General features: G+C 67.2%; 5 protein-coding genes. 2 read left to right on the top strand and 3 right to left on the bottom strand.

Annotated elements, in window-relative coordinates:
- The first annotated feature begins 40 nt into the window (after nucleotides 1-40).
- Together DB708_RS14975 and DB708_RS14970 are read left to right on the top strand one after the other, a co-directional pair.
- Nucleotides 41-1,813: an ABC-F family ATP-binding cassette domain-containing protein gene (locus tag DB708_RS14975; protein WP_108923039.1), complete on the top strand. Its 1,773-nt coding sequence runs from the start codon at nucleotides 41-43 to the stop codon at nucleotides 1,811-1,813.
- Nucleotides 1,814-1,819: 6 nt separating this feature from the next.
- Nucleotides 1,820-3,118 carry a cytochrome P450 gene (locus DB708_RS14970; protein WP_108923037.1) on the top strand — a complete coding sequence of 433 codons (1,299 nt, stop codon included), beginning with the start codon at nucleotides 1,820-1,822 and terminating at the stop codon, nucleotides 3,116-3,118.
- Here DB708_RS14970 and DB708_RS14965 read toward each other — a convergent pair.
- From DB708_RS14965 to DB708_RS14955, 3 genes are all read right to left on the bottom strand, one after another.
- The gene (locus DB708_RS14965; protein ID WP_108923035.1) at nucleotides 3,101-4,171 is read right to left on the bottom strand and encodes a type III polyketide synthase; all 1,071 of its coding nucleotides are present in this window, start codon (nucleotides 4,169-4,171) and stop codon (nucleotides 3,101-3,103) included. The genes DB708_RS14970 and DB708_RS14965 overlap by 18 nt on opposite strands.
- Nucleotides 4,172-4,322: 151 nt before the next feature.
- Nucleotides 4,323-7,391 carry a type I polyketide synthase gene (locus DB708_RS14960; RefSeq protein WP_108924268.1) on the bottom strand — a complete coding sequence of 1,023 codons (3,069 nt, stop codon included), beginning with the start codon at nucleotides 7,389-7,391 and terminating at the stop codon, nucleotides 4,323-4,325.
- 23 nt (nucleotides 7,392-7,414) lie between these two features.
- Nucleotides 7,415-13,789 carry a type I polyketide synthase gene (locus DB708_RS14955; RefSeq protein WP_108923033.1) on the bottom strand — a complete coding sequence of 2,125 codons (6,375 nt, stop codon included), beginning with the start codon at nucleotides 13,787-13,789 and terminating at the stop codon, nucleotides 7,415-7,417.
- Between the last annotated feature and the right edge of the window lie 15 nt (nucleotides 13,790-13,804).

Below are 13,804 nucleotides of genomic sequence, written 5' to 3'. Positions count from 1 at the left end.
GGTGCCGGACGGTCCGGCCGGCCCCAGTAGGGTCGGCCCGGTGGCGCACCTACTGGGGGCCGAGGCCGTTCACCTGGAATACCCGACTCAAGTGGTATTCGAGTCGATCTCGCTCGGCGTCAACGACGGCGCGCGCATCGGCATCGTGGGGCGCAACGGGGACGGCAAGTCCAGTCTGCTGCGTCTGCTGACCGGTCAGCTGCGGCCCGACTCCGGCCGGGTCACCCAACGCAGCGGATTGCGGGTCAGCGCGCTCAGCCAGGCCGACACCCTGGACCCCCAGCGTCCCGTCGGCTGGACCCTTGTCGGCCAGGCGGCCGACCATCAGTGGGCCGGCGACCCGCGCATCCGCGATGTGGTCGACGGGCTGGTGTCCGATATCGACTGGGATACAACGATTTCCACGCTCAGCGGCGGTCAGCGGCGGCGGGTGCAGCTGGCCAAACTGCTGATCGGTGAATGGGACGTCATCGCCCTCGACGAACCCACCAACCACCTCGACATCGAAGGCATCACCTGGCTGGCCGGCCACCTACAACAGCGCTGGGCGCGCAACACCGGTGGGCTGCTGGTGGTGACGCACGACCGCTGGTTTCTCGACGAAGTCGCCAACACGACGTGGGAGGTGCACGACGGGATCGTCGAACCCTTCGAAGGCGGGTACGCCGCGTATGTGCTGCAGCGCGTTGAGCGAGACCGGCAGGCCGCCTCGGTAGAGGCCAAGCGACAGAACCTGATGCGCAAAGAGCTGGCCTGGCTGCGCCGCGGCCCGCCGGCGCGGACCTCGAAGCCGAAGTTCCGGATCGACGCCGCCAACCAGCTCATCGCCGACGTGCCGCCGTTGCGCAACACCGTCGAGCTGGCCAAGCTGGCGACGGCCCGGCTGGGCAAGGACGTGATCGACCTGCTGGACGTGTCGGTCTCGTTCGGTGGCCGCCCGGTGCTGCGCGATGTCGAATGGCGGATCGCCCCGGGTGAACGGACCGGCATCGTCGGGGCCAACGGCGCCGGCAAGTCGACGCTGCTGGGATTGATCGCCGGCACCGTCGCGCCGGACAGCGGGCGGGTCAAGCGCGGCAAGACCGTTCAATTATCGGTGCTCGACCAACAGGGCGACCTGCTGGACGACGTCGCCGGCGACCGGATCGCCGACGTGCTGGGCCGGCTGCGCGGCGGGTACCAGGTCGAGGGGCGCGAGGTCACCCCCACCCAGCTGCTGGAGCGGCTAGGGTTTGGCCGCGGCCAGCTCTCCGCGCGCGTCAGCGAGCTGTCCGGCGGGCAGCGGCGGCGGCTGCAGCTGATGCTGACCCTGCTGTCGGAGCCGAACGTGCTGCTGCTCGACGAGCCCACCAACGACGTCGACACCGACATGCTCACGGCGACTGAGGATTTGCTCGACTCCTGGCCCGGCACCCTGATCGTCGTCTCGCACGACCGCTATCTGCTGGAACGCGTCACCGATCAGCAGTACGCGATTCTCGACGGCCGGTTGCGCCACCTGCCGCGCGGCGTCGACGAATACCTGCAACTGGCCGCGCGTTCCACGACTGCCCCGCCACCGTTGCGGACCACGCCCGAGCCCGAGGCGATGTCCGGCGCGCAGCGTCGCGCCGCCGAGAAGGAACTGGCGTCAGTGGACCGCCAGCTCGCCCGGCTGGCCGACCGGATTGCGGCCAAACACCTCGAACTGGCAGACCATGACCAGGCCGATCACATCGGTGTCTCCCGGCTCACCGGGGAGTTACGCACCCTGGAAGACGAGGTTGGCACGCTGGAGAGCCGTTGGCTGGAGCTCTCGGACGTGGTCGAGTAAATCCTCATGGCGAAACAACCGGTTCGGTATCTGCCCGGCGAAGGGCTGCTAGCGCTGTACCGGTTGCGGGGCCCGGTGATCAATTCCGGCGTCAGCCGGCACGGCTACACCTATCTGCTCGGACCCGAGGCGAACAAGTTCGTGTTCGCCAATGCCGACGCATTCAGCTGGGCGCGGACGTTTGAGAGCCTGGCCATCGTCGACGGACCCACCGCGCTGATCGTCAGCGACGGCGACGAGCACCGCCGCCGCCGCAGTGTGGTGGCCCCCGGGCTGCGCCACCGCCAGATCCAGGATTACGTGCAGACCATGGTGTCCAATATCGACACCGTCATCGATGGCTGGCGGCCGGGACAACGGCTGGACGCCTACCGGCAGTGCCGCTCGGCGGTCCGGCGCAGCACCGCCGAAAGCCTGTTCGGCACGCGCTTGGCGATGCAGTCCGACTTCCTCGGCGAGCAGTTGCAGCCCTTGCTGGACCTGACCCACCGGCTGCCCCAGGTGGTAGCGCTGCAGAAGCGCGTCAACTCCCGTGGCTGGCGACGGGCGCTGGCCGCCCGAAAGCGCCTCAACGACTTCGTCGACGCCCAGATCGCCGACGCACGCACCGCGCCACGGCCCGACGACCACATGATGACGATGCTGATCGAAGGTCGCGGCGAAGAGGGATACACGCTGAGCAACAACGAGATTCGCGACTCGATCATTTCGCTCATTACCGCCGGCTACGAGACCACGAGTGGCGCCTTAGCCTGGGCGATCTACACGTTGCTGACCGTGCCGGGCGCGTGGGACAACGCCGCGGACGAGGTTCGCCGCGTGTGCGGCGAACGGCCGCCGACTGCTGCCGACCTGGAAGCGCTGACCTACCTCAACGGCGTCGTCCACGAGACGCTTCGGCTGTACTCACCCGGCGTGATCTCCGCCCGCAGGGTGATGCGTGACCTCGCGTTCGACGGGCACCGCATCCGTGCCGGCCGATTGCTGATCTTCAGCGCGTATGTCACCCACCGATTGCCTGAGTTGTGGCCGGAACCACGAGAGTTCCGGCCGGCCCGATGGGATCCGGGGTCAGCCGAGTACCGCAAGCCCGCACCGCATGAGTTCATTCCGTTCAGCGGCGGGCTGCACCGCTGCATCGGGGCGGTGATGGCCACGACCGAGCTGACTGTCATGCTCGCCCGGCTGGTCGCCAGAACGAAGCTGAGCTTGCCTGCTCAGCGAATCCGCGCCGCCAACCTCGCCGCGCTCAGTCCGACGCCGGGCCTGATCGTCGACGTCGCCGACTCAGTGCCAGCGCAGTAGCACGAGTTCGGAGGAGAAACCGGGGCCCATCGCGACGATCAGCCCCGGGCTGCCGCCGGCCGGCGGTTTGGCAATCGTGTCGCGCAGGACGTGAAGGACGGAGGCCGACGAGAGGTTGGCGATCTCACCCAGCGAACGCCAGGTCAGCTCCAGCGCCTCGGGGCGCAGGTCGAGGCTCTTGCCGATCGCGGTGATCACCTTCGGACCGCCCGGATGGGCCACCCACGCGTCGATGTCGTCCTTGGTCAGCCCATGCCCGCTCAGGAAGCGATCGACGTCGTCGGCCAGGTGCCGCTCAATCACCGTCGCGAGCTCCGGGGAGAACACCGGTTGCAGGCCGCCAGGACCGACGTTCCACGCCATGACGTGCAGCGATTCCGGGTAGAGGCGGCTGCGCGAATCGACGATGTCGGGCCCGCCGGCCCGCAGCTGCCGATCCTGTTCGGCACGGCGATCCCCGACGGCGACCACCGCGGCCGCCCCGTCGCCGAACATCGCGGTCCCGACCAGCCCCGACACCGTCGGGGCGACTGTGGGGAAGGTCAGCGAGCACAGCTCGACGGACACCAGGACGGCGACGCCGTCGGGCGCACCCCGCAGATAGTTGTGCAACGAGGCCACCCCCGCGGCACCGGCCGCACAGCCCAGACCGAACAACGGCATCCGGCGCACATCCGGGCGGAGCCCGATCCGTCCCGCGATGCGGGCGTCCAGCGACGGCACCGCAACGCCGGTGACGGTCGTGGTCGCGATCATGTCGACGTCTTGGGGCGCCAGCCCCGCCTCCTCAAGAGCGCCAAACAGCGCCTCGCAGCCGAGGTTGACGGCGTTTTCGACGAAGATCTCGTTCGTCTCGGTGAAGTCGTTCAGCGACGAGTATCGCTCGAGCGGCAGCACTAGGTGGCGACTGTTGACCTTCGCGCCGGCGTGCAGACGCCGAACGATGTCCTCGTGCTCCTTTAAAACCGGTAACTCGACGAATCGGTCGGTTATCTCGGCCTGGCTGTAACGGTGCGGTGGCAAAGCACCGAACACACCTGCAATAACGCTCATATCTAGCCTCTGCTACTCAAAAGCCACTACTCAATGCGATTCCCCCATTTGCACGAAAGTTTATGCGGTCTGGTTCACGCCCGCAAAGATACGGTTATTCAACATGTGTCGGATACTGTGCGCGTAATCACGCCCGCCAGCAGGGATTTCGTTATTCAGCATCATCCGGATTGTCGGATTCCAACGCCATAGCAATCAACGCATCGGCGCTCAACGAGTCGATGACGTCATTACTGACCTCTGGACCGGCGAGCGGAATTTCGGATTCACCGGCCAGCAGCAGAAGTTTGTCGAGCAAGCCGGCCCGCCGAAGTTCGCGCAGCGGAATTTTTCTCAGCGAAGACCAGATTTTGTCGTCGCCGGAATCTTCGCGCTCCTCGTGCAGCAGCTGGCGATGCAGGTGATCGGCCAACGCCGCCGGATTGGGAAAGTCGAAGATCAGCGTGCGCGACAACGCCAAGCCGGTCGCGGCCTTGAGACGGTTCCGAAGTTCGACACCCGTAAGTGACTCGAAGCCGATGTCGAAAAAGGCACGTTCGACATCGATGTCACGACTGCTCGAGTGGCCGAGCACGGTTGCCGCGTGTGTGCACACCAAATCCACCAGCCGCCGGTGCTGCTCCTCGGGGGCTTGTGCGCGCAACAGCTCGGCCAGGTCCGCCGCCCGACTCACCGGAGCAGGCACTTCGCCGCCCGCATCCAACCAAAACCGTTGCCGAGCAAAGCCATATGTCGGCAGGTCTACTCGGCGCGCGACCAGTCCGTCCAGAACCGAAGGCCAAATAATCTGCGCACCTTGGCAAAACAATTCACCGGCGGCGATCTGCACGGCGTCGATTTCAGGCCGGTCTTTGGCCAGCGTGCCAATTGCGGCGGCATGCTCGGCGCTCAGCGAGTGCTCCACAGCCGCACTCAAGCCGGCTTCGGGGCCCACCTCGACAAACACGTTGGCCCCCAACGACTCCGCCAATCGCACACCGTCGACAAACCGCACCGGTTGACGCACATGCTCAACCCAATACCGTGCCGATCCGTAGTCAGCGCCGGCCAGCTGTCCAGTCACGTTCGACACCAAGCCAATCCGCGGCGCACTGGGCTTGATGTCGGCCATCAGTCGGGCGAACTCGTCCATCATCGGCTCTACCAACGCCGAATGAAACGCGTGCGACACCGCCAGTCGATGCACCCGCGCCCCCTGCTGTGCGAGGCGGTCAGCCAGCGCGCTCACCGGGGCATCGGCACCCGATATCACCACGGAGTTTTGAGCATTGACCGCCGCGACCGCGACACCATCGTTGAGCAACGGGGTCACCTCGTCTTCGCCGGCGGCCACCGCGATCATCACGCCGCCGGCCGGCAGCTGCGCCATCAAGCGGCCCCGGGCGGCCACCAGCCGCGCGGCATCGCCAAGCGTCAGCACGCCCGCCAGGTGGGCCGCGGTGATCTCGCCCACCGAATGGCCCATCACCAGATCCGGTTCGATGCCCCAGGTCTGCAGCAGCGCCGCGGTTGCCAGTTCGATGACGAACAGCGCCGGCTGGGCGAATTCGGTGTTGGCCAATAGCTCTGAGTCGAGACCCCAGATCACGTCGCGCAATCCCAAGCGCAGCTGGCGATCCACTGCATCGACGGCTTGGTCGAAAGCCCGGGCGAATACCGGGTATCGGTCGTGGAGTTGGCGCCCCATCCCCAACCATTGGGAGCCTTGGCCGGGAAACACGAACACCGTCTTGCCGCCTGCTCTGGCACGGCCGGCGATAGTGCCGGCGTCGCCGGCTGCCAGCCGCGCCAAACCCGCTGTGAGGGCCGGACGATCGCTGCCCACCAGCACCGCACGGTGCTCGAAGGTCGAACGCGTGGCGGCCAGCGACCACGCCACATCCGCCATCGTGAGTTCGTCGTCGGACGCGACATGGGCTGCCAACCGGGTGGCCTGGTTGGCCAGGGCCTGCTCCGAACGTGCCGACAGCACCCATGCCACAGTGGCATCGCGCGGCGGTGCGACCAGTGCTGGCTGCGTGGGCGCCTGCTCGAGGATCACATGCGCATTCGTGCCACCCATTCCGAACGACGACACCCCCGCCCGCCGCGGCCTGCCCTGCACGGGCCAGCCGGTCAGACTCGTATTAACTTGCAGTCCATGGTGTTTCAGGTCATTGCCGGGGGCGGCGTCATCGTAATTGAGACTCGGTGGGATCACCGCGTTTTCGATGGCGAGCACTGCTTTGAGTAGGCCGGTGATTCCGGCGGCGCTGCCGGTGTGGCCGATGTTGGTCTTGACCGATCCGACGCGTACCGGATTGTTCTGACGCTCGGCGAAGATTTCACCGAGCGCCCGGGCCTCGACCGGGTCACCGACTTCGGTTCCGGTGCCGTGGGCCTCGATGTAGTCGATGTCGTCGCTGCCGAGGCCGGCGCGCCAGAGCGCGCGCCAGATGACGTCGGCCTCGCCCGGCATCGAGGGTAGGGTCTGGCCCGTGGAGGTGTGTCCGGCATTGCCGACAGCACTGCCCCGGACGACCGCGCGGATTCGGTTACCGTCCCTGATGGCGTCGCTCAACGGCTTCAACAGCACCATGGCGGCTCCTTGCGCCCGCACGTATCCGTCTGCGCGTTCATCGAATGCGTAGGTGCGGTCCGATGTCGACATCGCGCCGAATTCTTGTTCGAGCATTGCGGTTTCGTCGGCCAGGTTGAGGTGGATCCCGCCGGCTATCGCCAGCCGCGACTCGCCCGCACGCAGGCTTTCACAGGCGAGGTGCACCGCGACCAGGGACGACGATTGACCGGAGTCGACGATCATGCTGCTGCCCCGCAACCCGAGGGCATAAGAGATTCGATTGGCGATCATTGCGCGGCTAACCCCGCCGAACGAATGATGATCGAGATCGTCGGCGCCGTCGCGAAGCGTCAGGACAGCGTAGTCGTCGGTCATGGCTCCGAGGTAAACCGAAACCCGTTCGCCGCGCATAGTTTCCGGCACTACGAATGCGTCTTCGAAAAGTTCCCAGGCCAATTCGAGGGCTAAGCGCTGACGCGGGTCCATCGCGCACGCCTCGCGAGGCGACAGGTTGAAGAAGGCCGCGTCGAATTCGGTGCCGTTTCCCGGTAACTCGGTCTCTTCGCGTCCGTCATGCACGAGATTCCAGAAGTCGCGCGGGGTGGCGGCACCGGGTAATCTGCAGGCCAGCCCGATGATTGCCACGTCGGTAGGCGACACGACATTCTCAATCGGTTGCGGCATTAGGGGCCGAATTCGTCATCGAGGATTGCGAAGAGTTCGCGTTCGGTGGTGGTGGTGATGTCGTCATCGAGTGCCTGCGCCTCGCTGGCCGTCAGCGGCGACGGGGTTTCGAGCTCGGTCAGGATGGCCTGAATGCGGACCGCCAGGCGGGTTTTGTCTTCCTCTGTCCAATTGGGCTGATTGACCAGTGTTTGCAGTTCGCGGGCGATGTCGTTAAAGCGGGCCAGCTGGTCCGGCCCGCCCGCGGGCGAATCGGTCGCCACGGCACTGAGCTGTTCGTCGATATGTTCGGCCAACGCCGCCGGTGTGGGAAAGTCGAAAATCAGGTTCGGCGAAAGGGTAAGCCCAGTAGCGGTTTTGAGGCGATTGCGCAGTTCCACAGCGGTGAGTGAGTCAAAGCCGAGGTCCTGGAATGGCAGTGGGCCCTCGATATCGGCGCTGGACCTGCCGAGAACGGTTGCGGCGTTGGTGCACACCAATTCCACCAACTGGTGGTGACGCTGCTCAGGGCTCAGGCCCTGCAGGCGAGTGGCCAACCCCGACGTCGACACCGCCGCGTCGGCATCGCTGATCAGTCGCCGCCCCGGGCGAGCGACCAGATCACGCAGCACCGGCGGCACGGCGCCGCCCGCGCCCAGCCCCGCCGCGTCGATTCGGGCGGCGACCAACAGCGGGCGGTCGGCGAGCATAGCCTCGTCGAACAGCTGCAGCGCATGCGGAGTGGACAGTGGTGCCAGCCCGCCCCGGCTCATCCGGGCCTTGTCCCGATCGCTGAGGTGTTGGGTCATGCCGCTGGCCTGTTCCCACAAGCCCCAGGCCACCGACAATCCCGCCCGGCCATCCGCCCGCCGGTAGGCGGCCAGGCCGTCGAGGAAGCTGTTCGCCGCGGCATAGTTGCCCTGTCCCGGCGAACCCACAATGCCGGCCATCGACGAGAACATCACGAATGCCGACAAATCCATGTCCCGGGTGAGCTCGTGCAAGTTCCAGGCGCCATCGACCTTGCTGCGCAACACCGTATCCACCCGATCCGGCGTCAACGAGGCGATCAGCCCATCATCGAGCACCCCCGCGGCGTGGAACACGCCCTTGAGCGGGTACTGGTCTGGCACCTGAGCTATCAAATCCGCGACCGCGTCTCGATCGCTCACATCGCAGGCCACCACCGACACCTCCGCGCCGGCGCCCTTGAGTTGATCCAGCAGCTCCGCCACACCCTCGCCGTCCGCACCGCTGCGGCTGACCAGCACCACATGCCCCACGCCATATCGCGCCACCAGATGCGCGGCCACCGCCGAACCGGCCATCCCGGTGCCCCCGGTGATCAGCACACTGCCGCCGGCCAGGCCACCACCCGAACTCGCCAGCACCGGATCATCCGGGCCGTCCGGCAGAGTCAGCACCACCTTGCCGATCTGGCGGGCCTGGCTGACAAACCGATACGCCGCCGAGGCGCATCGCACATCAAACATCTTGACCGGCAACGGCTTCAGCACACCCGCGTCGAACAGCTCGATCAAGTCGGACAACATCGAAGCGATATGGTTCGGACCGGCTTCCATCAGATCGAATGCGCGATATGTCACGCCGCGGTGTTGCACAGCGACCGCCTCGGGGTCCCGAAGATCGGTCTTACCCATCTCGATGAAGCGCCCGCCACCCACCAGCAAGCGCAGCGACGCGTCGAGGAACTCCCCGGCCAGCGAGTTGAGCACCACATCGACCCCGGCGCCGCCCGTCGTCGCCAGAAATTTCTCCTCGAAATCCAGCGTCCGGGTATCGCCGATATGGTCATCGTCAAAGCCCATCGCCCGCAACGTGTCCCACTTGCCGCGACTGGCCGTGGCGAATACTTCAGCACCCCAATGTCGAGCCAATTGCACGGCGGCCATCCCCACCCCACCGGTGGCGGCGTGCACCAGCACCCGCTCGCCGGCCTTGAGGCCGGCCAGAACCGACAGTCCGTACAAGGCGGTCAAAAACACCACCGGCACGCTGGCAGCCTCTGCCAACGACCATCCCGCCGGCACCGCGGTCACCAACCGCGCGTCCACCACCGCCTCAGAACCGACGACGCCCACCAAACCCAGCACCGGATCGCCAACGCAAAGCCCTTGAACTTCGGGGCCGACTTCGAGTACCACGCCCGCGCCCTCGGCGCCGAGCTCGCCGCCGCCGGGATACATCCCCAACGCCACCAGGACATCCCGGAAGTTCACCCCGACCGCGCCGATGGCCACCCGCACCTGCCCGGCGGCCAGCTCCGCCGGGCCCGCGGGGGCGACCACCACGTCTTCCAGGGTGCCGCCGCCGCCCGCGGCCAATCGCCAACCGCCCGGCGGCAGCTCCAGCACCGCGCCGGCCCCCACCGCACCCAGTCGAGCCGCATGCGCGACACCGGAGCGGACCACCAATTGCGGCTCGCCGCAAGCGATCACCTCGGCAAGATCCAACGATTCGTCCGAATCGACCAGCACCACCCGGCCCGGCTGTTCGGCCTGTGCCGAACGCACCAACCCCCACACCGCGGCACCGGCCAGATCCGTGACGTCCTCGCCGGCCAGTCCCACCGCGCCATGAGTCAGCACCACGAACGGCCCCGCGTCGCTACCAGCGAGCCATGACTGCAACACATCCAGCGCTGCGTGACTGGCCGCATACACCGACTCCACCGCGCCGCCGTTTGCGGAATGCGGCTCCCACACCGTCATGTTCGCAGCGGCACCAGCGTTGGGCCCCAACGGCACCGGCGACCACGCGACTTCATACAGCCCGCCGCCGCCACCAGCAGCGGCCGCCAACGCGGCGGACAGCGCCCCGATTGAGATGGGTCGAACCACCAACTCCCGCACCGAAAGAACCGGCAGGCCCGTGCCATCGGCCAGGTCCACCGACACCGCCCCGGTGCCGGCGGGCGCTATCCGGACCCGAACCCGTGACGCCCCGGCCGCGTACAGGCAGACTCCCTGCCAGGAGAACGGCAGCATGGTGGATTCGCCGCCCTCGGCAATCCCCCAGGCATGCAACGCGGCATCCAGCACAACGGGATGAATCCCGAAGCCGCCCATGGTCACACCCTGGCCTGGGGACACTTCGGCAAAGACCTCTTGCCCACGCCGCCACAGGGTGCGCAGGCCGCGGAATGCGGGCCCGTAGTCGTAGCCCCGCGTTGCGAGCACCTCGTACATATCGCCTGCCTCGACGGCGGCAGCCCCGACCGGCGGCCACACCGACAAGTCCGCGGCGGCTTCGGGCTGTGCGGCACTCAATGCGCCCTGCGCATGCAGCATCCACACCGAATCCGCCGCCGCACCACGCGAATACACCCATACTGCCCGAGAGCCCGACTCCCCCGCAGCGTCCACGACGACTTGCACGCGGGCTGCCGCACCCGGCGGCAGCACCAACGGCGCCAACAAGGTGAGTTCTTCTACCACCGAACAGCCGACCTCGTCGCCGGCCCGCAACGCCAACTCCACAAACCCGGCGCCCGGGAATAACACCACGCCGTCCACGACGTGATCCGCCAGCCACGGCGATCCGCCCACAGACAGCGAGCCAGTCAGCACCACGCCGCCGGAGTCGGGCCGCTCCACCACCGCGCCCAGCAACGGGTGCGCCGCCCCGGCCAGCCCGAAGCTGCTCACGTTGCCCGATCCCACCGCTGAAGGCGGAAGCCAGAATCGCTGCCGGACAAAGCCATACGTGGGTAGCTCAACGCGGTTGCCGTCCCCGATCGCCGCGGTCCAGTCCACTGCCACACCGACGGTGAACAGATGCCCGAGCCCGGCCAGCACCGACTGTGTTTCGGGGCGATCTTTGGCGAGCATGACCACCGATGTCGCCTGCCCGGTGGTCAACGACTGTTCGACGGCGGCGGTGAGACCGCGGCCCGGACCGACCTCCACGAAGGCGCGAGCGCCCAGCGACTCGGCGGCCCGCACCCCGTCGGCGAAACGGACCGGCTGGCGCACGTGGTCGACCCAGTATTGCGGCGACCCGTACCCGGGGCCGGCCAGTTGACCAGTCAGATTGGACACCAAGCTGATTCGTGGTGGCGAGGCCGACACGCCAGCCATCAGCTGGGCAAACTCCTCGAGTATCGGCTCCATGAGTACGGAATGGAACGCGTGCGAAACGGCCAGTCGATGCACCCGCCGACCCTGCTGTGCCAGCTCGTCGGCGACCGCGGAGACGGCGGCTTCGGCACCCGAAATCACTACGGCGTCGGGGGCATTGACCGCTGCGAGATTCACCTCCGCAGTCAACAACGGGGTCACCTCCGCTTCGCTGGTCGCGACCGCGACCATCGCCCCGCCGGATTGCAAGGCGGCCATCAAGGCGCCGCGCCCTGCCACTACTTTGGCCGCATCCGAGAGCGACAGCACGCCCGCCACATAGGCCGCGGTGATCTCGCCCACGGAATGGCCGGTCACCACGTCGGGCAGCACACCGCAGTGTGCCAGCAGCGCCGCCAACGCCACCTCGACGGCAAATAGCGCCGACTGCGCGAACTCCGTGCTCTGCAGCAGTTCGGCGTCACTGCCCCACATCACCTGGCGCAGCGGCAACCGCAGATGCGGGTCCAGCGCGGCGACCGCCTCGTCGAAAGCCTGTGCGAATACCGGGAAACGGCCGTAGAGCTGCTCGCCCATCCCCAGCCATTGGGCTCCCTGTCCGGGAAAGACGAACACCGTCTTGCCCGCCGAGCGGACCCGCCCCGCAGTCACGCCTGCGCCCGGCTCGCCGGCGGCCAGCTCCGTCAGGCCCGCCACCAACCGGTCGGTGTCCGCACCGACCACGACGGCCCGATGATCGAACACCGCACGCGTCGTCACCAGGGACGACGCCACATCGACAGGGTGCAACTCCGTGTTGGCGGACACGTGCGCGAGCAACCGCTGGGCCTGGTTGGTCAGCGCCTGCTCCGAGCGGGCTGACAGCACCCACGCCGTTGCCCCCGTATCATGTTGCACCACAATGCTTTCAGATTCTGCCGCGGGCGGCTCTTCGATAATGACGTGTGCGTTTGTCCCACTGATCCCGAACGACGAGACAGCAGCCCGGCGCGGCCCCTCGCCGCTGGGCCACGCCCGCGATTCCGTCAACAGCGACACTGCACCCGCCGACCAATCCACGTGCGGCGACGGCACATCCACGTGCAATGTCTGGGGCAGCAGCGCGTGCCGGATCGCTTCGATCATCTTGATCACCCCGGCCACGCCCGCCGCGGCCGACGTGTGACCGATGTTGGACTTGACCGAGCCCAACCACAGCGGTCGATCCGCCGGCCGATCCTGGCCATAGGTCGCCAACAGTGCCTGCGCCTCAATCGGATCGCCGAGCACGGTCCCGGTGCCGTGCCCCTCGACCACGTCAACATCCGCGGCGGTCAGCCCGGCGCTGGCCAAGGCCGTGCGGATGACTCGTTGCTGGGACGGACCGTTCGGGGCGGTCAGCCCGTTAGAGGCGCCATCCTGATTGACAGCAGTACCGCTGACCAGCGCCAGCACTGGGTGCCCGGCCCGTCGCGCGTCGGCAAGGCGTTCCACCACCAGAACCCCGGCGCCTTCCGACCACGCGGTGCCGTCGGCCGCACCGGCATAGACCTTGCACCGGCCATCGGGTGCCAGCGCCCGCTGACGGCTGAATTCGACAAAGGCTGCGGGCGTGGCCATTACGGTGACGCCACCGACCAGGGCCAGGTCGCATTCGCCGGATCGCAGCGACTGCGCGGCCAGGTGCAACGCCACCAGCGACGACGAGCACGCCGTATCCACCGACACGGCCGGGCCTTCCAGGCCCAGCACGTAGGACACCCGGCCGGAGGCCACGCTCAGCGTCGACCCGGTGAGTCCATAGCCCTCCAGCTCGCCCTCCACCTGGCCGCCGTAGCCGGCATGGATCACACCGGCGAATACACCGGTTGCCGACCCCCGCAAACCTAATGGGTCAATTCCGGTTCGCTCCAAGGCTTCCCATGACAGCTCCAGCATCAGCCGCTGTTGAGGATCCATCGCGAGCGCCTCGCTGGGGCCGAGGCCGAAGAACCCGGCATCGAAATCGCCGGCGTCGGCGAGAAAGGATCCCTGCCGGACGTACATCTTGCCGGGGGCATCGGGATCGGCATCGAACAACCCTGCGACATCCCAGCCCCGATCGGCGGGAAAATCGGACAACGCGTCGCGGCCGTCAACCACCATCTGCCACAGAGTTTCCGGCGAATCCACCCCGCCCGGATACCGGCAAGCCATCCCGACCACCGCCACCGGTTCGGACAGCTTGCCTTCCAGTTCCGCCACGCGCCGTCGCGTGCGCCGCAGATCCGCGGTGAGCCGCTTCAGGTAATCAAGGTGTTTGTCGGTTTCCGACACTGGCGCTCCTTGGCG

The sequence above is a fragment of the Mycobacterium montefiorense genome (genome assembly GCF_003112775.1).
Classification (GTDB): domain Bacteria; phylum Actinomycetota; class Actinomycetes; order Mycobacteriales; family Mycobacteriaceae; genus Mycobacterium; species Mycobacterium montefiorense.
This window is presented reverse-complemented; position numbering and strand designations above follow the sequence as displayed.

Excerpts from the sequence above, each read along its gene's own strand:
- DB708_RS14970 (WP_108923037.1), top strand. The coding sequence starts at position 1,820 with ATGGCGAAACAACCGGTTCGGTATCTGCCCGGCGAAGGGCTGCTAGCG.
- DB708_RS14965 (WP_108923035.1), bottom strand. The coding sequence starts at position 4,171 with ATGAGCGTTATTGCAGGTGTGTTCGGTGCTTTGCCACCGCACCGTTAC.